This is a genomic window from Pseudomonas sp. NBRC 111143, assembly GCF_001320965.1.
In the GTDB taxonomy this organism is placed as follows: Bacteria; Pseudomonadota; Gammaproteobacteria; order Pseudomonadales; family Pseudomonadaceae; genus Aquipseudomonas; species Aquipseudomonas machongensis.
The window spans coordinates 1-21,240 of the sequence record NZ_BCBT01000081.1 but is presented as its reverse complement, the minus strand read 5'-3'; the positions used below and the strand labels follow the sequence as shown (position 1 = coordinate 21,240).

General features: G+C 62.2%; 18 protein-coding genes. 12 read left to right on the top strand and 6 right to left on the bottom strand.

Annotated features, from left to right (window positions below; all coding sequences use genetic code 11):
* From APH44_RS27595 to APH44_RS27585, 3 genes are all read left to right on the top strand, one after another.
* Positions 1-1,841: ATP-dependent endonuclease (locus APH44_RS27595; RefSeq protein ID WP_256250269.1), on the top strand; the 1,841-nt coding region annotated here is incomplete at its 5' end.
* Between the two features lie 3 nt (positions 1,842-1,844).
* A complete protein-coding gene (locus APH44_RS27590) occupies positions 1,845-3,563 on the top strand; it encodes a UvrD-helicase domain-containing protein (RefSeq protein ID WP_177339405.1) in 1,719 nt (572 codons plus the stop codon).
* 500 nt (positions 3,564-4,063) lie between these two features.
* The gene (locus APH44_RS27585; protein ID WP_054895490.1) at positions 4,064-4,531 is read left to right on the top strand and encodes a DoxX family protein; all 468 of its coding nucleotides are present in this window, start codon (positions 4,064-4,066) and stop codon (positions 4,529-4,531) included.
* Between the two features lie 16 nt (positions 4,532-4,547).
* On the opposite strand, the gene APH44_RS27580 is transcribed toward APH44_RS27585, so the two are convergent.
* On the bottom strand, positions 4,548-5,474 hold the full coding sequence (locus APH44_RS27580; protein WP_054895489.1) for a LysR family transcriptional regulator: 927 nt from the start codon (positions 5,472-5,474) through the stop codon (positions 4,548-4,550).
* A 148-nt stretch (positions 5,475-5,622) separates the two neighbouring features.
* Between APH44_RS27580 and APH44_RS27575 the strand changes: the two genes are divergently transcribed.
* Both APH44_RS27575 and APH44_RS27570 read left to right on the top strand, forming a co-directional pair.
* Positions 5,623-7,245: an FAD-dependent oxidoreductase gene (locus tag APH44_RS27575; RefSeq protein WP_054895488.1), complete on the top strand. Its 1,623-nt coding sequence runs from the start codon at positions 5,623-5,625 to the stop codon at positions 7,243-7,245.
* A complete protein-coding gene (locus tag APH44_RS27570) occupies positions 7,242-7,568 on the top strand; it encodes a ferredoxin family protein (RefSeq protein WP_054895487.1) in 327 nt (108 codons plus the stop codon). The genes APH44_RS27575 and APH44_RS27570 overlap by 4 nt, the downstream gene beginning before the upstream one ends.
* Before the next feature lie 17 nt (positions 7,569-7,585).
* On the opposite strand, the gene APH44_RS27565 is transcribed toward APH44_RS27570, so the two are convergent.
* The 3 genes from APH44_RS27565 to APH44_RS27555 all read right to left on the bottom strand — a co-directional run bounded on the left by APH44_RS27565 (position 7,586) and on the right by APH44_RS27555 (position 10,243).
* Positions 7,586-8,464, bottom strand: coding sequence for an SDR family NAD(P)-dependent oxidoreductase (locus tag APH44_RS27565; protein ID WP_054895486.1), 879 nt, complete (start codon positions 8,462-8,464; stop codon positions 7,586-7,588).
* Positions 8,465-8,529: 65 nt separating this feature from the next.
* Positions 8,530-9,105 (bottom strand): TetR/AcrR family transcriptional regulator, encoded by a 576-nt coding sequence (locus APH44_RS27560; protein ID WP_054895485.1) that lies wholly within the window; start codon positions 9,103-9,105, stop codon positions 8,530-8,532.
* 121 nt (positions 9,106-9,226) lie between these two features.
* Positions 9,227-10,243, bottom strand: coding sequence for a 1-aminocyclopropane-1-carboxylate deaminase (locus tag APH44_RS27555; RefSeq protein WP_054895484.1), 1,017 nt, complete (start codon positions 10,241-10,243; stop codon positions 9,227-9,229).
* 157 nt (positions 10,244-10,400) lie between these two features.
* Between APH44_RS27555 and APH44_RS27550 the strand changes: the two genes are divergently transcribed.
* On the top strand, positions 10,401-10,910 hold the full coding sequence (locus APH44_RS27550; protein WP_054895483.1) for an Lrp/AsnC family transcriptional regulator: 510 nt from the start codon (positions 10,401-10,403) through the stop codon (positions 10,908-10,910).
* Positions 10,911-10,971: 61 nt separating this feature from the next.
* On the opposite strand, the gene mdeB is transcribed toward APH44_RS27550, so the two are convergent.
* Entirely contained in the window at positions 10,972-13,680 is a 2,709-nt protein-coding gene (gene mdeB / locus APH44_RS27545) for an alpha-ketoglutarate dehydrogenase (RefSeq protein ID WP_054895482.1), read from the bottom strand.
* Between the two features lie 44 nt (positions 13,681-13,724).
* Positions 13,725-14,192: a hypothetical protein gene (locus APH44_RS27540; protein WP_054895481.1), complete on the bottom strand. Its 468-nt coding sequence runs from the start codon at positions 14,190-14,192 to the stop codon at positions 13,725-13,727.
* A gap of 226 nt (positions 14,193-14,418) precedes the next feature.
* Here APH44_RS27540 and APH44_RS27535 point away from each other — a divergent pair, with 226 nt between their 5' ends.
* The 6 genes from APH44_RS27535 (at position 14,419) to APH44_RS27510 (ending at position 21,112) form a co-directional block, all read left to right on the top strand.
* Positions 14,419-14,898 carry an Lrp/AsnC family transcriptional regulator gene (locus APH44_RS27535; RefSeq protein ID WP_054895480.1) on the top strand — a complete coding sequence of 160 codons (480 nt, stop codon included), beginning with the start codon at positions 14,419-14,421 and terminating at the stop codon, positions 14,896-14,898.
* A 133-nt stretch (positions 14,899-15,031) separates the two neighbouring features.
* Entirely contained in the window at positions 15,032-15,742 is a 711-nt protein-coding gene (locus APH44_RS27530; RefSeq protein WP_054895479.1) for a hypothetical protein, read from the top strand.
* Positions 15,743-15,770: 28 nt separating this feature from the next.
* Positions 15,771-17,561, top strand: a complete 1,791-nt coding sequence (locus APH44_RS27525) for a hypothetical protein (protein ID WP_054895478.1) — start codon at positions 15,771-15,773, stop codon at positions 17,559-17,561.
* Positions 17,562-17,693: 132 nt separating this feature from the next.
* Positions 17,694-18,083 carry a nuclear transport factor 2 family protein gene (locus APH44_RS27520; RefSeq protein ID WP_054895477.1) on the top strand — a complete coding sequence of 130 codons (390 nt, stop codon included), beginning with the start codon at positions 17,694-17,696 and terminating at the stop codon, positions 18,081-18,083.
* A gap of 85 nt (positions 18,084-18,168) precedes the next feature.
* Positions 18,169-19,668: a cytosine permease gene (locus APH44_RS27515; protein WP_054895476.1), complete on the top strand. Its 1,500-nt coding sequence runs from the start codon at positions 18,169-18,171 to the stop codon at positions 19,666-19,668.
* 13 nt (positions 19,669-19,681) lie between these two features.
* Entirely contained in the window at positions 19,682-21,112 is a 1,431-nt protein-coding gene (locus APH44_RS27510) for an aldehyde dehydrogenase family protein (protein ID WP_054895475.1), read from the top strand.
* Positions 21,113-21,240: the final 128 nt, after the last annotated feature.

Below are 21,240 nucleotides of genomic sequence, written 5' to 3'. Positions count from 1 at the left end.
GGCTTACACGGGAGCGGGAGCGGACGGATATGCGGGTTGCACGGCTGCAGATTGAGAATTTTCGGGGTATTAAGCGTGCGGATGTCTTGTTGCCCAAGCATGCCGTCTTCGTCGGTGACAACAACATCGGTAAGTCAACGCTGTTGGAGGCGGTTGATCTCGTCCTAGGCCCCGAGCGACTCTCGCGTCGGCCAGTGATTGATGAGCACGATTTTTATGCGGGGGAATATGTCGATCTACAGGGGCAACCAGTCAACATCACCATTGAAGCGGTGATCACTGATCTGAACCTGGACCAGGAAATGCGTTTCCGGGATCACATCGAGTGGTGGGATAACAGTACGGGAGATCTGCTCGGGGGCCCGCCAGCAGAGGGTACCGACGAGCAGATGGTTCAGGCCTGTTTACGCGTCGTTTTTATCGGTAACTACGATGCTGATGAGGATGATTTCACTGGCACCACGTATTTCTGTTCGCCGATGAAACAGGATGGGTCCTACGATTTCTTCAGGACGGCCGATAAGCGTGTCTGTGGCTTTCTGTACCTGCGCACGATCCGAACCGGCAGTCGTGCGTTGAGCCTTGAACGTGGCTCGCTCCTGGACATTATTTTGCGGTTGCAGGACAACAAGAACTTCCAGATCTGGGAAGGACTCCTAGTTGAGCTTCGACAGTTGCAGGTTGCAACTGATCCTGAGATTGGGATCAACGACATCCTTGCGAATGTGCAGGCCTCAATCCGCGGCTACATGCCCAGCGATGACGGCAGCGATCCCCAAATGCGAGTTACGCAACTGACGCGTGAGTCTCTGCGGAAAGCGTTAACTGTCTTCATGGCAACCGGCGCGCAGCGCAGTGATGGTGAAGCGCATGCAGCACCATTTCAGAGCCAAGGTACCGGTACTATTAACATGATGGTGCTGGCACTTCTGTCGCTAATCGCGGAACTGAAGCAAAACGTGATTTTTGCGATGGAGGAGCCTGAGATTGCAATCCCGCCGCACATTCAGAAACGCATCATCAACGGGGTGCGCAGCAAGTCAGCCCAAGCGCTGTTTACCTCGCATTCGCCCTACGTGCTCGAAGAGTTCGAACCCGAGCAGGTCATCGTCATCAGCCGAAACGATGGGGTGCTGAGTGCCATGCCTGCTGGGCTCCCGCCTGGCATCAAAGCAAAAATGTACCGGCAGGATATGCGGCTGCGTGTTTGTGAGGCCCTTCTAGCACGTCGAGTGCTGATTGCCGAAGGCCGGACAGAATACGACGCTTGGCCTGCCGTAGCGCGACTGCTTCATCAGCATGAGCCAGAATCATTCATGCCGCTTGAGGCCTTGGGCATCCCAATCATCGATGCGACGACTGACTCGCTGATCGCTCCGATGGGTGCCTACTACCGCAGGCTCGGGAAGAAGGTCTATGCCGTTTTCGACGAGCAGGCACCCGAGCAATTGGAAGCTATTAGGGCGTCGGTCGACTACCCCTATCAAGCGCCTGAGAAAGGTTTTGAGAACGTCGTTCTCAAAGGAACCGATGAGGAAGTGTTGCGTGGTTGGGCTGCGTCTCTGATTGAAAGCGGTGCTTGGCCTTCAGACCTAAGGGACAAAGCCCCGGGCCCTGATGCCACGAAGGATGACGTAGTAGCGATTCTAGGGGTGCTGCTGAAGCGCTGGAAAGGCGATGGTGCTGCTGCCAGCTTGCTTTGTACCGCCATGACCCGACACCACCTCCCGGAATTCATTGTCAGCACCCTCGAGAGCATTACAGCGACAATTGTCCCAAAGAAGCCCGAGCCTGAACTTCCAGAACTGGATGATGACCTTCTCGATTTGGTCGGGCCTTAACAGATGATGGTGCTAGATCAGTCTAGACGGGATGTTATTGACTCCCCCACCCATCTGGTCGTGATGGGGGGGCCTGGCTCGGGGAAAACCACAGTCGCATTGCTTAAAGCTGAAGCATTTCTAGGCCGACTAGACCTCACAGAGTATCAGCAGGTGCTGTTCCTGAGCTTCGCCAGAGCAACGGTCGCAAGGGTTGCGGAACAGGCCGGGAAAATGCTGCCGAAACTCGAGCAGGCTCGGCTCGAGGTCAACACCTACCATGGCTTCGCGTGGAATTTGCTGCGCAGCCATGGCTATTTGCTACGCAATGGGCGTCCCTTATCACTGCTTCCTCCGCCAGAGGCTGCTGCGCGATTGTCGACATTAAGCAAAGAGCAGATAGCGTTGGAGAAAACCAAGCTGCTCGAGGAGGAGGGGCTGCTGCACTTCGACCTGTTCGCCAGCAATGCTGCCATGTTGCTGGAGAGAAGCCAGTCGCTGCAACGCATCTACGGCAATAGCTATCCACTTATCATCCTCGACGAGTTCCAGGACACGAACGAGGATGAGTGGCGTTTCATTCGAGCGCTGACTCGACATAGCCAGGTAGTGGCTTTGGCTGACCCGGAACAACGAATCTACGAATTCCGCGGTGCTAGTGCTAGCAGGATTCAAGAGTTCGAAGTCGCCTTCCGCCCCGCCTCCTTTTCTTTTGGGATGGAAAATCACCGGAGCACAGGGACCGACATCGTCCAGTTCGGCAACGATCTGCTGACAGGAGCCAATAGGTGCAGAGCCTACACCCATGTGTCGGTGACACCCTATGCCCCGCGCAAAGGGATGCTTCATCGGGCTTTCAAATTCGCCGTTTTGACCGCCATTGCGCGGCTGAACAGAGGCGACCGTGATTGGTCGCTAGCAATTCTGGTGCCCAGCAAGAGCTTCATGGCAGAGGTTTCCGCGTATCTGTCGAGTGACTCGGATAGTTTGCCGAGACTTTCCCATGAGGTTGCGTTCGACCAAGAGGCTGCGGCGCTCTCTGCTACAGCTATAGCCGCGCTTCTCGAAGGCGGCGCGACTGCAGAAATCATTACTGAAAGGTTGCTCAGAAATTTATGTGCTCACCTGCGTGGTAGGAAAGGCGAGAAGGCCCCCAGCAAGCAGCATTTGGAATTGGTGCTCGCCCTGGAGCAATTGTTCGGTGGACAAGCGCTTCGTCGAGTGCCGCACAAGAGGGTTCTTGCTGCCGCACAAGTCATCGCGGTCCAGCGCATTGACCTGCAATTGACTGGCGACCCACAGCTTGACTGGATTGCCACGCGGCAGCTGTTGGATTCAAGCACCGAGCAGGTCTTCAATCAGATAGGTATCGATGGCCGATATGTGCGCTTGCTGGGGAAGGGATCGCTACTTCGAAGCCGTTTGGGTGAGTTGTGGCGCTTAGCTGAAGGTTACCCAGGAGCAGAGAGGCTAGTGCGAGATGCTCTTATTCAGGATCACTTCCAAGCTGTCACCAAGGATTGGAAGGGCCTCCATCTTATGACCATGCACAAGTCGAAGGGAAAGGAATTCACGGAGGTCATTCTCTATGAGGGCGTCATGAAGGGACGTTTTGTACCGACCGAAGCAACTCCAGATCGCATGCGCCAGGCCCGCTTGGCCATGCGTGTCGCGGTCACTCGTGCAATGAAGAGGGTCACCATTTTGACGCCGACTGGACGGAATCGCTGCCCGTTGCTTTGAACGCAAGAGAATGCCTCAATTGGTGTGGCCGCCTGGGATCCTCAAGCTGTTACCGATGTGCGGCTGAGTGGACGAAGTTGCCCGCAGCTGCCGTCAGGTGGAGAAGGTGATCTACCTCCAGAGCAGACGGCTAAAGAGAAATTCAGATTTTCTGTGGACATTCATTTTCCGCGAAAAGCCCATACAAAACAATCGGTTAAATCAATGTCCATGACTAACAATTAGTCGGTGCGAGGTCAACGTCTGATCGCGCTGCAGGAGCATTCGGTACGCCGTCTCACTCCCAGCCAATAAAAAACCGCGCCTTTGCGCGGTTTTTTATTGGCTATTGGAAGCCTCGATGGGCGAGGGCCGCTAGGCGAACATCACGGCTACTGTTAATGCAGCTGGAATTGACAAGTCCAATCCCCCCGCTTTATCCCGCCGGCATCAACCACCATCATTGAATCAACCGCTCCACTGTCGACCATTGACGCAAGCAACACTGCGAGGGCCCGAACATGACCAGCATTCCCCGCGACACACCGTCATCCGCCCGCAATCTTCAGGCACGCCTGGAGCCGGTGTTCTACGCCCTGCTGCGCGGTGTACTGGGCATCGTCATGTTCACCCACGGGCTGCCCAAGCTGCTGGGTGACTCACATGGCTCGATGGCCGATCCGATGGCCAGCTCGACCCACCTCATCGGCAACGTGATGGGCCTGCCGTTCGCTGCCGAACTGGCGTTTCTGGTGATGCTGCTGGAAACCGTCGGCGCGCTGATGCTCGTCGTCGGCGTGCTGACCCGGCCCGTTGCCCTGGCCATGGCGGCGGAGATGGTCGGGATCAGCTACGCCCTCGGTCCGACCTGGCCGTGGGTGGACCGGGGCATCGAATATCCGGTGATCCTCGGCAGCCTGGCGTTGTACATGGCCATCCGGGGCGGCGGACGCTTTGCCTTGGACCGCACCTTGTGGCACGGGCGCTAAGTGCAACGCGGCCCGTTCAGGCAACGCTCGCCCCCCCACCTGGCGCCTGGTCCATCGCCTGCAACAACTCGATGAACGCCTCGGCCTGGGGCGACAGCACGTGACGGCGCAGGCTCACCACGCCGTCACGAATCTGCAGGGCTTCAAGGTCCGGTGAGATGTCCACCGGCTTGAGCTGATGCAATCTAGCCCCCTCCTCTGCCGCCAGACTCAGTTGCAGCTGTGATGCACAGCCGATGGCATCGGACTGCAGGACGATATCCAGCAACGGCCGCCCGTTCTCGCACTCCACCGCCGGCAGGTAATCCCGACGCCCCGAGTACTGCAGCACGAGGCTGCGCACACCGAAGGAGCACACCATCGGGAAGACGAGCAGTTGCTCGCGGGTAACACCTTCCTGGGTTGCCAGTGGATGGTCGTGACGGCAGAAAAAGCACCAGCTGCGCGGCTGCAACTGACGGATGCGGTAGTTGGGGTCGAGCTCGAAGCTTTGCGAACTGGCGATGAAAAACTCGATTTCTTCGGCCATCAAGCGCCTGTTGAGGTTTTCGCGGGTATCGACGACGAAGTGCGCGTTGACCTGCGGTTGCAAGGCGATGAAGCGCGCCAGCGTGCGCGGCACCAGGCCGGCAGCCGGTGCCGGAGCGCAGCCGAAGTACAGCATGTCGCGATCAGCGCTGTTGAGGCGGCTGATCTTCTCACCGAGCTCTTGCGCCTTGCCGAGGATGTCCAGTGCATACGACAGCAGCAGTTGCCCCTGTGCTGTCGGCGGCAATCCCTTTTGCTCGCGCTCTAACAGCTTGCAGCCGGCCTGATGCTCGAGGGCCTGGATGCTGCGGCTGAAGGCCGGCTGCGAGAGGCTCACGGCCTGTGCCGCGAGGGAAAAACTCCGGTGATTCATCAAGGCAACGAAATGCCGGAGATTCCTCAGCTCGTAATGCATTTGATGCATGACCTCTTTTGCAAAAAGCAATTGTGTATGCGGGTGGGGAATCTTAGTCTTAAAGAACCAAAATAAACAAACAAATATATTTTAATAACCAATTGGAATATATGTTGTTTGTTAATCCAGATGCGGCAGGACAGCCACCATGAGTATTGCGAAAGAAGACACTTCAGGAACTGAACGCGAGTACAGCGCCGATGTGCTGGTGATCGGTGGCGGCCCGGCCGGTGCGTGGGCGGCGATTGGCGCTGCCGCAAAGGGCGCCAAGGTCATCCTGGTCGATAAAGGCTATTGCGGCGCATCCGGGGCCACCGCGCCCTCCGGCACCGCTGTGTGGTGCGTGGCGCCAGAGGCCGAGGCTCGTCGGGTCGCCAAGGCCAGCCGCTACGCCATGGGCGGCGAACTGGCCGAGCCGAAGTGGATGGACCGCGTGCTGGAGCAGACCTGGCGCAATCTGGAGTTGCTCGCCGAATGGGGCTATCCGTTCCCGGTGGACGAACAGGGCCGCCAGCGGTGGGTGTCGCTGCAGGGCCCCGAGTACATGCGCCTGATGCGCAAGCGGGTCAAACAGGCGGGTGGGCGCATTCTCGATCACAGTCCGGCGCTGGAACTGCTGGTCGATGAGCACGGCCAGGTCAGCGGCGCCACCGGCATCAGCCGGCAAAAGCAGCAGCGCTGGAGCGTGCGTGCCGGGGCAGTAGTGCTGGCCACCGGTGGCGTGGCTTTTCTCAGCAAGGCGCTGGGCTGCAATGTGCTGACGGGCGACGGCCACCTGATGGCTGCCGAAGCAGGCGCGGAGTTTTCAGGGATGGAGTTCTCCAATGCCTACGGCCTGGGGCCAGCCTTCGCCTCGGTGACCAAGTCGGCGCTGTACTCCTGGGCCACGTTCTACCATGCCGATGGCCGTGAGATCGAAGGGGCAGGCTCGGCGCGTGGTCGCGGTGTGATCGCCAAGACCTTGATGAACGAGCCGGTGTTCGCCTGCATCGACCGCGCCGATGCCTCTACCCGCCAATGGATGCGCTCGGCGCAACCGAACTTCTTCCTGCCCTTCCAACGCATGGGGCTCGATCCGTTCAGCGATCGCTTCCCGGTGACCTTGCGCCTGGAAGGCACCGTGCGCGGCACCGGCGGCCTGCGTATCTGCAACGACCAGTGCGCCACCTCGGTACCCGGGCTGTATGCCGCTGGCGATGCTGCAACCCGCGAACTCATCTGCGGCGCCTTCACCGGCGGCGGCAGCCGTAACGCCGCCTGGGCGCTGTCCTCCGGGCTATGGGCCGGGGCCGGGGCCGCCGAATTCGCCCGCGACCAGCGCGGCAGCGCCATGCGCCGCCTGCTACAGTCCGGTACGGTCGGGCTGCGAGGGCAAGGCAAGCATGCCTTCGACCCGGAAGCGACGATCCGCGCCGTCCAGGCCGAAGTCTTCCCGTACGAACGCAACTGGTTCCGCCAGGGCGAGCGACTCGACGCTTCGCTTGGCCGCCTCGACCCGCTGTGGCAGCAGCTGCGCCAGGCCGCGCCCGCCAGCCCCGAACACCTGCTGCGCGCCCGTGAAGCGGCCGCCCTGCTCGCCACCTCACGCTGGATGTACCGCAGCGCCCTGGCCCGCACCGAAAGCCGGGGCATGCACCGGCGCGACGATCATCCCCGGCTCGACCCCGAGCAGCGTCACCGCCTCATCAGCGGCGGCCTCGACGAGGTCTGGACCGCTCGCGAAACACTCGGCCCCGCCGACCACAGCCTGCTGCCGGAGAAAGCCGCATGATCGAACTGATCAGTGCAGACCGCTGCACCGGCTGCAACATCTGCGTGCTGGTATGCCCGACCGACGTGTTCGAAGCGGTGCCCGGCCAGGCACCGCTGATCGCGAGGCAATCCGAGTGCCAGACCTGCTTCATGTGCGAAGTCTACTGCCCGGAAGATGCGCTGTTCGTCTCACCACTGGCCGATGAACAGGCCGCAGTGGACGAACAGCAATTGACCGCACAGGGCCTGCTCGGCGGTTACCGCGAAGCCCTCGGCTGGGGCAAGGGGCGTCACTCGACCGCCGCTCTCGACGAAAGCTACCAGTTTATCAAAGGCATCTAGGGGCGCTCGGCGCGGGCTCACCTGCGCCGTTTCAGGCCGTCCATGCCGGCGGGCAACTGGGCATCGGGGAAATGCGTCGAGAGCGTTGTCTCGCGCCACTGCTCCAGCTCTTCGGCACGCGCGCGCTCGTCGAGCCCATACACGTACAACGCATCGCCACCGAGCAGCAGGCGCAACGGCAGGTCGTCGCGGCGCGACAACTGCACGATCAGTTCGGCGATCTTCTGCGGGTCACCCACTTCGTTACCACCGTAGCCCGCCAGCAGGCGCAGCACATGGCCGACGGTCACATCGTAGTCTTCCAGCATGCCCTCGAGCGGACGTTTGGCCTCGCTCGCCCAGTCGGTGCGCATGCCACCGGGCTCGAGGGTGCAGACCTGGATGCCCAGCGGCGTGACTTCCTTGGCCACCACATCGCTGAAACCACCCACCGCCCACTTGGCCGCCTGGTAGGCCGAAAGGCCGGGCGTCGAGGTGCGCCCCCCCACCGAAGACACCTGGAAGATATGGCCGCTACGCTGCTTGCGCATCACCGGCAGAACTGCACGCGTCAGGTTGACGACACCGAACAGGTTGGTCTCGACCTGCGCACGAAAGTCATCCGCAGCCATCTGCTCGAACGGCGCGGTATGGCCATAACCCGCATTGTTGACCAGCACATCGAGGCGGCCAAAGGCATCGAGCGCAAGTTGCACCGCCTCCTGCGCGGCCTGCTCGTCGGTGACGTCCAGGGCGACGACCCGCACCTGCTGCTCGCCGTACTGCGCCACCAGGTCGTCCAGGCGCCGTGGGTCACGGGCGCCAGCGACCAGAACATCGCCGTTGCGCAGTACTGCTTCACTGATGGAGCGACCCAGGCCACGGGCCGCACCGGTTACAAGCCAGACTTTGGACATGATTCGACTCCTTCGCCGATGCATATGAGTGATTAATCACTCATTTAAAAGGTATAAAAAACCTGTCAGCGTCCCCCAAGGGCCGCCCACAGGGCATTGAATCCAGCCGTACGATAAGCCTCGGCCTGATCGGGTGACTGCTTGATGAACTCCATGGCTGTCTCGGCCATGGACACGAACATCGCGCCATAGAACGCCTGCGCCTGCTCTGCCGGCAACCCGCTGGAAGCGGTGCGCTCGCGCAGCAGTGCCCCCACCTCATCGAAACCCTCGCTGCCTGCGGCACGGTGCTCGGCATCGATGCGTCCGCTGACACTCAACTGGCGCAGAGCCTCGCGTGCCGCAGGGCTACCGATACCCCAGTCGACGTAACCGTTCCAGGCATGTCGAATAGCGGCCTCGGCCGTCGCGTTACGGGGAAAGTCAGCCATCATGGCCAGGCGCAGACCGGCCTTGAGCTCCAGGTACAAGGCGTTGAGCAGCACGTCCTTGTTTTCGAAGTAGGTGAACACTGTCCCCTCGGCCACACCCGCCAGCCGCGCAATGCGCGCGGTAGTGGCACTCAGGCCATCCTCGGCGAGCGCCTGGCTGGCGGCGGCGAGGATGGCGTTGCGCTTGTCGTGACTGCGGGGACGGGCCATGGCGATGTGGACATTTAACTGAGTGAGCGCTCAATCATATTCATATTCGCCTCCAACGCAAGCCCTCCCGACCTGCGGTACCCTTGCCGCCCCAGCGCAAAGAGTACCGCAGCGTCATCGATCAGCCGTTGCGGAACAGGAAGCTGTAGGCGTTGAGCGCCGGCACGCCGCCCAGGTGCGCATACAGTACCCGCGAACCTTCGGGGAACTCCCCATCACGCACCCTACCGATCATCCCCGCCATCGACTTGCCTTCGTACACGGGGTCGGTCAGAACACCCTCCAATCGGCCACACAGGCGGATCGCCTCCAGCGTGCCCTCGTTCGGCAGCCCGTATTCGGGATAGGCATAGCGGGTATCGAGCACTACATCGTCCTCGGTGATCTCGCGCCCCAGGTCCACCAGCTCGGCGGTGTGACGAGCGATGCGCAGGATCTGTGCCTTGGTCTGCTCCGGCTTGGCTGACGCGTCGATGCCGATCACCCGCTGCGAGCGGCCATCGGCGGCAAAACCGACCACCATGCCCGCCTGGGTGCTGCCGGTGACCGAACAGACCACGATGTAGTCGAACGTGAAGCCCAGCTCCGCCTCCTGCTGGCGCACCTCTTCGGCAAAGCCGACAAAGCCCAGCCCGCCGTAGGGATGCTCGGAGCACCCTGCCGGAATCGGGAACGGCTTGCCGCCCTTGGCGCGAACATCCGCCATTGCCTGCTCCCAACTGGGGCGGATACCGATGTCGAAGCCCGCGCTGTCGAGCCGAACATCGGCGCCCATGATGCGCGACATCTCGATATTGCCGACGCGGTCATACACAGCGTCGGAGTAGTTCACCCAGTTTTCCTGCACCAGCACGCACTTCATGCCCAGGTGCGCGGCCACTGCGGCGACCTGACGCGTCTGGTTCGACTGAATGCCGCCGATCGACACCAAGGTGTCACAGCCTTGTGCCAGCGCTTCAGGGATCAGGTATTCGAGCTTGCGTGTCTTGTTGCCTCCAAAAGCCAGGCCGCTGTTGCAATCCTCGCGCTTGGCATAGAGCTCGACCTTGCCGCCCAAGTGGGCACTCAAGCGCTTGAGCGGGGTGATTGGGGAGGGTCCGAAGGTCAGCGGATAACGCGTGTAGCGACTCAGGTTCATGGCTGTGCTCCCAATTGCGAAACGCGCGGATCGCGGGCTCCGATAGCGTCAATGCTAGGGAGGTTGGCCAAAAAACGGGTTGCAAGTTTTCCCTGAATTTCGAGCTATTGTTTTATTGAATAATGATTTCACATCACTTTGTTGTGAGGCTCAGGCATTGAAAGCAACAAATGAACGCGAGCTAAAACAGCCGTCACTGTCCGGCCCGCCACAGCTCGACCGTATCGACCGCGCGATCCTGCGCGCCTTGCAGCAGGACGCCTCGATCGCCAACGTGGCCTTGGCCGACAAGGTCAAGCTCAGCGCCCCGGCCTGCCTGCGACGGGTCGAACGCTTGAAGCAGGCGGGGTTGATCAAGGGCATCGTCGCCCTGCTGGACAGCGAACGTCTCGATGCTGGGATGGTGGTGCTGATAGGCGTGGTGCTCGACCGCTCCACCCCGGAATCCTTCGCCGCGTTCGAAGCGGCCGCGCAGAAGGTCTCCGGGTGCATGGAGTGCCATGTGGTGACGGGGGAGTTCGACTACTTCATGTTGCTGCGCACACGCGACAGCCAAAGCTTCAACCGCCTGCACGCCGAACAGTTGCTGTACCTGCCAGGAGTACGCCAGATCCGTTCGTTCATGGGCTTGCGCCAGGTGCTTTCGACGACACGAATCGTGTTGTAGAGGGAAGATTGCGCTGTTCTTTTCGCCAGTAAGCCCGCGAAGAGAACAGCGCAATCGGTGATCAACACGCCCAAGGCACTGGCGCCTCAGCCTCGATGCCATAGCGCGCGATGGCCTCGGCACACCGCTGGCGTTCCAACACACCGTCATCGGCCAGGCTCGAAAGCGCCGCCAGCACGATCTGGCGGCTGTCGACTTCGAAGAAGCCACGCAGTTGCTCACGACTGTCGCTGCGCCCGAAACCATCGGTGCCCAAGGCAACGAAACGATCCTGCACATACGGCGCAACCAGGTGCGGCCAGGCGCAGACATAATCGGTCGCGGCGATCACCGGCGCGCCCTTGGGCAGGCACTGCACCAAGTGACTGGCCCGCGCTGGTTCCTGCGGATGCAGCCGGTTCCAGCGCTCCACCTCCCGTGCCTCGCGCGCCAGCTCGCTGAAACTGGTGGCGCTGAACACTTCGCTGGCCACGCCCCAGTCCTGTGCCAACAGGCGTGCCGCCGCCTGCACCTCGCGCAGGATCGTGCCTGAGCCCAGCAACCGTACCTTGCCAGTTGCCCCCTCCGGCATGTGCTGCTCCAACCGGTAGAGCCCCCGGATGATATCGCCTTCGACCCCGTCCGGCAGGCTGGGCTGTGGATAACTTTCGTTCATCAGGGTCACGTAGTAGAACGCGTCTTCCTGCGCTTCGAGCATGCGCCGCATGCCGTGGTCGAGGATCACCGCGAACTCACCGGCAAACGCCGGATCGTAGGCACGGCAGTTGGGCACGGTCGAGGCGATCAGCAGGCTGTGGCCGTCCTGGTGCTGCAGCCCTTCGCCACCCAGGGTGGTACGCCCAGCGGTAGCGCCCAGCAGGAAACCACGGGCGCGCTGGTCGGCGGCAGCCCAGATCAGGTCGCCGATGCGCTGGAAGCCGAACATCGAGTAGTAGATGTAGAACGGCAGCATCGGCAGGCCATGGGCGGAATAACTGGTGGCCGCCGCCACCCACGAGCTGATCGCCCCCGCCTCGCTGATGCCTTCTTCGAGGATCTGCCCGTCCAGCGCCTCGCGGTAGCAGAGGATCGAACCGATGTCTTCGGGCTCGTAGCGCTGGCCGACGCTGGAATAGATACCGATCTGCTTGAACAGGTTGGCCATGCCGAAGGTACGCGCCTCGTCGGCGACGATAGGCACTACCCGCGGCCCGAGCTGGCGGTCCTTGAGCAGCCCGCCGAGCATGCGCACGAAGGCCATGGTGGTGGACATTTCCTTGCCATCGGCCTGGGTGGCGAACGCCGCGTAGCTGGACAGCGCTGGCACCGGCAGCCCCTCGGCCTGGCGTGGTCGCGACGGCAGGTAACCGCCCAGTGCCTGGCGACGTGCATGCAGGTAGCGCATCTCGTGGCTGTCGTCGGTGGGCTTGTAGAAGGCCAGGGACTCGGTCTGCTCATCGCTCAATGGCAGGTTGAAGCGATCGCGGAAGGCCATGAGCGCCTCGCGGTCGAGCTTCTTCTGCTGGTGCGTGGTCATCTTGCCCTGCCCCGCCTCCCCCATGCCGTAGCCTTTCTTGGTCTGCGCCAGTACCACGGTCGGGCGGCCATCGCCTTGCTGGGCGGCATGGTAGGCGGCATGGATCTTCACCATGTCGTGACCACCGCGCTTGAGGCGGTCGATCTGCGCGTCGCTCATGCCCTGGGCCATCCGGGCCAGCGCCTCGCTCTGGCCGAAGAAATGCTCGCGGTTGTATCGCCCATCCTTGGCGGCGAAGGTCTGAAACTGCCCATCGACGGTGGCCGACAGCGTGCGCTCCAGCTCGCCGCTTGCGTCGCGGGCGAACAGGCCATCCCAATCCGATCCCCAGACCAGCTTGATCACCCGCCAGCCAGCACCGCTGAACAGCGCTTCCAGTTCGTCGATGATGCGCCCGTTGCCACGTACCGGGCCGTCCAGGCGCTGCAGGTTGCAGTTGACCACCCACACCAGGTTGTCCAGGCGCTCGCGCGCCGCAAGAGTGAGCGCCGACATGCTTTCCGGCTCATCCATCTCGCCGTCGCCGAATACCCCCCACACGCGCCGCCCAGCGCCCTGACGCAGGCCGCGGTGTTCCAGGTAGCGCATGAAGCGCGCCTGGTAGATCGAACTGATCGGCCCGATGCCCATGGAGCCGGTCGGAAACTGCCAGAAATCAGGCATCAGCCAGGGATGTGGATAACTCGACAGGCCCTGCACATCGCGGCGCCGGGCGGTGATTTCCTGCCGATAGTGCTCCAGCTGCTCAACCTGCAAGCGGCCCTCGAGGAAGGCCCGGGCGTAGACACCCGGCGCAGAGTGCGGCTGGAAGAACACCAGGTCGCCCGTGCCCGGCGTATCGCCGCCACGGAAGAAGTGGTTGAAGCCGACCTCGAACAAGTCGGCAGCACTGGCGTAGCTTGCAATATGACCGCCCAGCTCGCCGTAGGCCTGGTTGGCGCGCACCACCATGGCCAGCGCGTTCCAGCGCATGATCGAGGCCAGACGTTCCTCGGTCGCCAGATCGCCCGGAAAGGCCGGCTGCTGCTCGACGCCGATGCTGTTGATATAGGGCGTGCCATGCCCTGGCTGCCAGCCCACGGCATGATGCCGCGCCAGCGCCGCAAGCCTGTCGAGCAGAGCCCGCGTGCGCGGCGCGCCTTCGTGTTCGAGCAGCGACAGTAACGCGTCGCGCCACTCGTCCAGGCCCTGGGTGTCGATGTCGTCCTCGGCGGACGGCTCGCGCAACGATCCTGCAGCGTGATGGATGCTCATGACAGCGCTTGCACCTCGGTGTACTTGTTGGAGGGGGGACGGTTTCAGACCGCCAGGAAGCGTTCCTCGAGAATTCGCTTGACCAGCATCCGCGCGACATCGACGACCTGCTCGACCTGTGTCACGGGCGAGCCCTGGCGATTGAGCGCGGGATCGAGCTGCAGACAGCGCAGCTCATGGCCACACACTGAGCCTAGCCATGCCAGGCGCACCTGCCCGTCGCTCTCGAGGTCCAGCAGGTAGCAACGCTTGGAGACCGCTCGCAACAGGGCGCTGGCCTCGCACGCCGACTCGGCGGCAAGCGTGCGCTGCCCATCGCCTGCTGCCAGCCAGTTGGCCTGCAGGCCGTCCATGTCCTGCACGTGCAGATGGGCAACTTCGTTCCAGCCCTCAAGCGCAGCGTGCAACCCGATGCTCAGAATCTCGGGCAACGCTGCACTGGACACCACCACCACCGCCACGTCCTGCGATGGCGCCTTCACCCACCTTGCGAACCTGGAAATCGTCAGCATGGCCTGCTCCCTCTCGTCGGGTCTGTGCGCATGAAACCTGCTCCAGAACGATACTCAGCGCACGATTGAATTTCATACCTATTCTTACCCTTGAACAGGAACAACCTTCCAAGCTTCAAGCCCCAACTGAAGGCTGTCCCGTCATGGCTTCGTAAAGCAGGCAATCATCCCGGCAGCCGCACAAACCTGACGGCAAGCGGGCTACACACCAGACCGAGGAAACGCGATGAAAGAGCCCGCCAAGCCCATCGAGGTCAACACCCACGAACGCAAGATCCTGCGCGCACTGCAAGCCAACGGCCGAATCAGCAACGCGGAACTGGCGAAGAAGGTCGGGCTGAGCACCACCGCGTGCTGGAACCACACCAAACGGCTGTTCGATGCGGGCGTGATCAAGGGGGTGCATGCCCACGTCGATCCGAAAGTGCTGCAGCAGGGCACCGTGGTGCTCATCGGCGTGGTGCTGGATCGCTCCACCCCCGAGAGCTTCGCCGCGTTCGAAGCGGCCGCGCGCAACCTGCAGCAGGTGCTGGAGTGCTGGCTGGTGGCGGGGGATGTGGACTACTTCCTGAAGATCCGCGTGCGTGACCTGCCGGCCTTCAACCATCTGCACAATACGCAGATCATCGCCCTGCCTGGGGTGCGGCAGGTGCGGACCTTCTTCGTGCTCAACGAGGTGAAATCGGGCGGTCTCATCTCGATCTGAGGCAACGCCACCCGCCTTGGTAAACCGTCCCAGGCGTGCATCCATTCCTTCTTTTTCGAGCTGTGCCCCGACGCTCTAATGCCGGGAGCGGTTCGTCGAAGACGCTCCGCTTCCCCCAGGAACGGAGCGTCCCATGCCACTCATCAAAGCATCCATGCAATTGCCGGTTCTGGCGGTGGCCTTGCTGTACACCGGGCTCGCCAGTGCACAGCCTGCCGACCCGCAGGCCGAGACCCTGCAACTGGAGCGCCGTGCCGAACAGTGCGCACCGCATCTGGAGAGTCTGGAGCGGCTGCTCATCGACAAGATCCATGGCCTGGAGCCCACCATGGGTGAAAGGCTGCGACAGATTCCCGAAATCGAACGTCGTATAGCACACCTTCACCAGCAGCTGGACCAAGAGCGCCAGGACTACGAAAAAGTGTCGTGGCGCCCAGAGCACCGCATACGTCTGGAAGCGCTTGAAAACGAAATCTGGAACAACCAGAGCGCCATCCACTCGACCCGGCTCGACGAGCGCAACCTGAAGGTGATGAAACCGGCACTCAGCAGCACCCGCCAACAACAGAGTGCCCTACTCCAGCAACTGGACGCATTCACCGCCGCACGCCATGACTGTGAACACCCCCAACGCGGCCCTCAGTGCTACGCCGAGGAGGTCCTGCCTCTGCACCCTCTGCTGAAGTCGGCACTCGACGACACCCATGCGCTGCTCGAAACGCTCTGGTCACCGCTCAGTGACGTTGCCTTCTATTCGATGGCATGGATCGACGACTGCGCGGCAACAGCCCCCCCTGGATTCGGGCAACAGCCATCCCCCTGGTTCCACGCCCCCGCTGGATAGTTCTCCCAATTCACAGAAGAGGTCCACGATGTCTGAACTTACCCCATTCATCAGCCGTAGAGCCCTGATCGAAAAAAACATCCGTCAGGAACTGGCAACCCACGGCGCATCCCAACCGTTGAACCTGCCAACCGTCGACAGCCCGCTCGTGACTCACTATGTGAACAGGATCGAAGGCTCCTATGACTCATCACGCGCGAAGATCGATACGGACCACGCGATCGACCTGCTCTACATCGCCTACAACACCACGCCCCAACGCAACGGCGACATCCGCGTCAAGATCAGCAGCATCATGAACAACCTGATCAAAGCGCAGCAGGAGAGCGAACGCCAGATCAAGGCCGCCAGCAATGCCGCCAGCCGTCTCACCCGAAAGCTCAACCGCGGCCTGACCGGCTGGACCGCCGCCAAGGAAACCGGTGACATCGCGCAGATCAAGCGCTTCGTAAACAAAGAACTGATGGAGATGGCCAACCAGATCAAAAACTCGGCCATGGCGGTCAACGCGAGCCTGCAAACCATCGTCGACCGCTACGATTGCATCATCGATGACACCCACGAAGTGACTGCCAGCAGCGAAATGGCCTTGAGCACGACACTTGAGGCCAACGAAAAAATTCGCCAGGAAATTCTTCAGCACAAGGCCCGCAGCAAACAACTGGAATCGCTGATAGCCGACATGCAACAACAGGTCAAGCGCTACGAGTCCCTCGCCCGCGACTATGCAGATCAAGCCAAGTCTTCCGAGGAGCGCGCCTTCTGGGCAGGCATCCTGCGTGGTGCTGCGCAGGTGATATCGGCCGCCATGCCACTGGCGGCCATGGCTGCCAGCGGCGGCAGCTCGTCTCTGATCGCCGCTGCCTCAGTCGCCGCAGGCGTCGGAAAAGGCGCCAACGGTGCCCAAGGCAACGCCACTGGCGACCTCATCCGCCTGAAGAAAGAGCGCTCCGAGCATCGCGCCGAACTGGCGTTGATACAGGAGGAGGTGGACAAACTGCAGACGTCGATCTCAGGTTATCAGGCGCAGAAAGGCAAGGAGGCCGACACCGGCAAACTCAAGGTGCTGGAGAACCGGATCACCGAAGCCGAAGGGCTTCTGGTCAAGGCCAAGGCCAAGTACCAGGAGGCCAAGGAGCACCTTGGATCACTGGAGTCCGCGCTCCAGACTCTGGCCTCGGCAGCCGGTGATATCAGCGATGCCAGCCGGGCACAGGCCAACAACCTGCGCCAGATGCAGCTGCAGATGCTCGATAATGCCGACAAGTACGAGACCGCCAGGCGCGAACAGGCAGCCGAACTGCTGGAAGTTTCCGTGCTGATGGCAGGCAAGGGCAGCGAGCAGGAGATCATCGAGCTGGCGATCAGGTCACTGAACCTGAGCGTGAGCGCCCTCAAGCGCACCCGTGAAATCGTCGTGGAAATAGCGTTCTTCTTCCGCTCGTTCTGCGACTTCATGGAGGTCATCCGCCAGGATGCCCAAGAGCAGATCGAAGAGTTCGAAGATGCCGACGAAATCGACTCGAGCCGCGACTACCTCTTCTCGCAATTGTGTGAATCCACCGGCGCATTCTTCATCAGCCAGACCGGGCAGTGGATCGCCGTCGGCATTGTCTCCGATCATTTCGCGCTGACATTCAAGGACGGCTGGAGCAAGCTCAACAAACTGTCCGGAAAGTACATCACCAACGATGAACTGCCGGCCTATTTGACCGAGGCGGCAGGCAAGCTGGACATGATCGCTGCTGATCGCCGTAGCGCCAGCCACCAACGTCAGATCTACCTGGAAAACTACCGTAGCGAACTCAACGGGGATTAATGGCCGCCCGGCAGGGGCAAATAATCAGTTCATGATTTTCTGAACTGATTATTTGCCCCTGCCGATTTTTCCCCTTTGCACGCCTCTCCAGAATCGCCTCACCACAATCACAATAACCGTGAGGCCACTCCCGTGGACCAGACCCTCCAGGTACGGCAAGCTGCCGCCGACCTCGTCGACGCCTTTGCCAGTAACGACACCGCCCGCTATTTCGCCTGTTTCAGCGAAGACGCCACCTTCCTGTTCCATACGCTGCCCCACCCGCTGCTGTGTCGGCGCGCCTATGAAGACCTTTGGGCTCAGTGGCAAGCCGACGGCTTTGCCGTGCTCGACTGCGCGTCGAGCAATGCCCACGTGAGCCTGCAGGGCGATCTGGCGATCTTCATGCACGACGTGGCCACACGCATTCGCGTTGCCGAGCAGGAACAGGCGCTGAACGAGCGCGAGACCATCGTGTTCCGCCTGCAAGGCGAGCGCTGGCTGGCGTGCCATGAACACCTGTCGGTCGCCTCCTGCGCCTGACCTTCGACAACGGCCTTGCCGCACTGCCATCGCACCCACAACAAAGCCTGCCACAGGCCAACAACACTCGCGCTGGAGCATCACCATGAGCCACTCGACCGGTATCGAGACCAATGGCGTCGAACAGATCCCCGACGATCAACGCGACGCCACCCCGCTTGACCTGTTCCGCCTGATCTTCGGCGGTGCCAATACCTTCGCCACCGCGGTGCTCGGCAGCTTCCCGGTACTGTTCGGGCTGTCCTTCCAGGCAGGGCTGTGGGCGATCCTGCTCGGCGTCGGGGTCGGTTCGCTGATCCTTGCACCCATGGGGCTGTTCGGCGCACTCAACGGCACCAACAACGCCGTCTCGTCCGGTGCGCATTTTGGCGTACACGGACGTATCGTCGGCTCGTTCCTGTCGTTGCTGACCGCCGTGGCGTTCTTTTCGTTGTCGGTGTGGAGCTCGGGCGATGCCCTGATCGGCGGCGCCAAGCGCCTGGTCGGGCTGCCCGAAACCGACCTCACCCTGGGTCTGGCCTATGGCCTGTTCGCAGTGCTGGTGCTGGTGGTATGCATCTTTGGTTTCCGCTTCATGCTGTGGGTCAACAAGATTGCGGTATGGGCTTCGAGCCTGCTGTTCCTGCTCGGCATCGCCGCCTTCGCCGGCCCGTTCGACGCAAGCTTCGCCGGCAGCGTCAACCTCGGCCAGCCGGGCTTCTGGGCTGCCTTCGTTGGCGCCGCGATCCTCGCCATGAGCAACCCGGTGTCCTTCGGCGCGTTCCTCGGTGACTGGTCACGCTACATCCCGCGCCAGACTCCGAAATCGCGCATCATGCTGGCGGTGATCCTGGCCCAGGCCGCGACCCTGATCCCGTTCCTGTTCGGTCTGTGCACCGCGACCCTGGTGGCCAGCCAGGCGCCGGACTACATCGCCGCCAACAACTATGTCGGCGGCCTGCTGGCGATCTCGCCGGCCTGGTTCTTCCTGCCGGTGTGCCTGATTGCCGTGATCGGTGGCATGTCCACCGGTACCACCGCGCTGTACGGCACCGGGCTGGACATGTCCAGCGTGTTCCCACGCCTGCTCAGCCGCGCGGCCGCCACCCTGCTGATCGGTGTGCTGGCGATCGCCTTCATCTTCATCGGCCGCTTCGCCTTCAACCTGGTGCAGAGCGTGTCGACCTTCGCCGTGCTGATCATCACCTGCACCAGCCCGTGGATGGTGATCATGATCCTCGGCCTGATCACCCGCCGTGGCTTCTACCACGCCGACGACCTGCAAGTGTTCACCCGCGGCCAGCGTGGCGGCCACTACTGGTTCCTGCACGGCTGGAACTGGCGCGGCATGGGCGCCTGGATCCCCAGCGCCGCCGTGGGCCTCTGTTTCGTCAACCTGCCGGGACAGTTCGTCGGCCCGCTCGGTGACCTGGCTGGCGGCATCGACTTGAGCCTGCCGGTCACCCTCGGCATCGCCGGCGTGCTGTACCTGATCCTGCTTAACCTGTTCCCCGAACCTGCCGGTGTCTACGGCCCGCGCGGCCCGCGCTGGGTACGTTGCAAAAGCGCTCCCGTGACACCCGTGACCACTGCCGAAATGGCCTGACTGGAACCCGACCATGACCACTCCCCATTACATCGACGGCCGCTGGGTCGAAGGCCAAGGCAACGACAGCATCAGCGTCTACGATCCCTCTCTGGGCGCACCTTTCGCCGAGCTGAGATCGGCCAGCAGCGCCCAGGTCGACGAGGCGGTGCAAGCCGCACGCCGTGCCCTGCCCGCCTGGAAGAGCCGCCCGGCCGCCGAGCGCGCGGCCCTGCTACGCGGATTTGCCGAGCAACTCGGTGCCCGCCGCGAGGAACTGATCGCGCTGCAGATGCGCAACAATGGCAAGCCACGGCACGAGGCCGAAATCGATCTGGACGACGCGGTGGCAACCTTCGCTTACTACGCCAAGCTCGCCGAACAACTGCCGCAGAAGAACCGCGACGTCCACCTGGCCGCTCCAGGCTTTACCGCGCGTACCCGCCTGGAAGCCGTCGGCGTGGTCGGCCTGATCGTGCCGTGGAACTTCCCGCTGGTGACCAGCGCCTGGAAGCTCGCCCCGGCCCTGGCCGCCGGCTGCACCGTGGTGCTCAAGCCTTCGGAGATCACCCCACTGATCGAACAGGCCTACGGCCAGATCGCCCAACAGCTTGGGCTGCCGGCCGGGGTGCTGAACATCGTCAACGGCAAGGCCGAGACCGGCGCGGCGCTGAGTGGCCACAACGGCCTGGACAAGCTGTCGTTCACCGGCAGCAATGCCGTCGGCAGCCAGGTCATGCGTAGCGCCGCAGCCCAGTGCCGGCCAGTGACACTGGAGCTAGGCGGCAAGTCGGCGATCGTTGTGTTCGACGATTGCGACCCAGACCAGGCGGTGGAGTGGATTGTCGCCGGTATCACCTGGAACGCCGGGCAGATGTGCTCGGCCACCTCGCGCCTGCTGGTGCAGGACGGTATCGCCGACACGCTGCTACCACGGCTGCAGGCGGCGCTGGAGAAACTACGCGTGGGCAACCCGCTGGTCGAAGAAGTCGAGATGGGCCCGCTGACCAGCCAGGCGCAGTGGCTCAAGGTCGCCGGCTATTTCGCCACCGCGCGCGAGGAAGGGCTGAAGTGCCTGGCCGGAGGCAAGGCGTTGGACGCAGAGGGTTGGTTCGTCAGTCCGACACTGTACGTCGATGTGCCCGAGACCAGCCGCTTGTGGAGCGAAGAGATTTTCGGCCCGGTGCTGTGCGCACGCCGGTTCACCACCGAGGAACAAGCGATCGCCCAGGCCAACGACAGCCGCTTCGGCCTGGTAGCCACGGTCTGCTCAGCGGACCTCGAACGCGCCGAGCGTGTGGCCGATGCACTGGAGGTGGGGCATGTCTGGATCAATTCGGTGCAGGCGGTGTTCGTCGAAACTTCATGGGGGGGCACCAAGGGCAGCGGGATCGGGCGCGAGCTTGGGCCTTGGGGGTTGTCGGGGTATCTGTCGGTGAAGCACGTGACGCGGTGTTTAGGGTGAGTTTTTAAGCGCTTTTTTCTAGGGTTTGGCGGCTCGCTGGTCTGGTAGGCATCCCCTTTCAAGGTGTTTGCGTAGAGGCTGACAGGTGCTCGCCGAAAGTCCTTCAGCGCCTGTCAGATCGAGCGCCG

What these genes read in the sequence shown, in the direction of transcription:
- APH44_RS27575 (WP_054895488.1), top strand. Translation starts at nt 5,623, where the DNA reads ATGAGTATTGCGAAAGAAGACACTTCAGGAACTGAACGCGAGTACAGC.
- mdeB (WP_054895482.1), bottom strand. Translation starts at nt 13,680, where the DNA reads ATGAGCATCCATCACGCTGCAGGATCGTTGCGCGAGCCGTCCGCCGAG.
- APH44_RS27535 (WP_054895480.1), top strand. Translation starts at nt 14,419, where the DNA reads ATGAAAGAGCCCGCCAAGCCCATCGAGGTCAACACCCACGAACGCAAG.
- APH44_RS27525 (WP_054895478.1), top strand. Translation starts at nt 15,771, where the DNA reads ATGTCTGAACTTACCCCATTCATCAGCCGTAGAGCCCTGATCGAAAAA.
- APH44_RS27530 (WP_054895479.1), top strand. Translation starts at nt 15,032, where the DNA reads ATGCCACTCATCAAAGCATCCATGCAATTGCCGGTTCTGGCGGTGGCC.
- APH44_RS27540 (WP_054895481.1), bottom strand. Translation starts at nt 14,192, where the DNA reads ATGCTGACGATTTCCAGGTTCGCAAGGTGGGTGAAGGCGCCATCGCAG.
- APH44_RS27570 (WP_054895487.1), top strand. Translation starts at nt 7,242, where the DNA reads ATGATCGAACTGATCAGTGCAGACCGCTGCACCGGCTGCAACATCTGC.
- APH44_RS27565 (WP_054895486.1), bottom strand. Translation starts at nt 8,464, where the DNA reads ATGTCCAAAGTCTGGCTTGTAACCGGTGCGGCCCGTGGCCTGGGTCGC.
- APH44_RS27510 (WP_054895475.1), top strand. Translation starts at nt 19,682, where the DNA reads ATGACCACTCCCCATTACATCGACGGCCGCTGGGTCGAAGGCCAAGGC.
- APH44_RS27585 (WP_054895490.1), top strand. Translation starts at nt 4,064, where the DNA reads ATGACCAGCATTCCCCGCGACACACCGTCATCCGCCCGCAATCTTCAG.
- APH44_RS27580 (WP_054895489.1), bottom strand. Translation starts at nt 5,474, where the DNA reads ATGCATTACGAGCTGAGGAATCTCCGGCATTTCGTTGCCTTGATGAAT.
- APH44_RS27590 (WP_177339405.1), top strand. Translation starts at nt 1,845, where the DNA reads ATGATGGTGCTAGATCAGTCTAGACGGGATGTTATTGACTCCCCCACC.
- APH44_RS27560 (WP_054895485.1), bottom strand. Translation starts at nt 9,105, where the DNA reads ATGGCCCGTCCCCGCAGTCACGACAAGCGCAACGCCATCCTCGCCGCC.
- APH44_RS27555 (WP_054895484.1), bottom strand. Translation starts at nt 10,243, where the DNA reads ATGAACCTGAGTCGCTACACGCGTTATCCGCTGACCTTCGGACCCTCC.
- APH44_RS27515 (WP_054895476.1), top strand. Translation starts at nt 18,169, where the DNA reads ATGAGCCACTCGACCGGTATCGAGACCAATGGCGTCGAACAGATCCCC.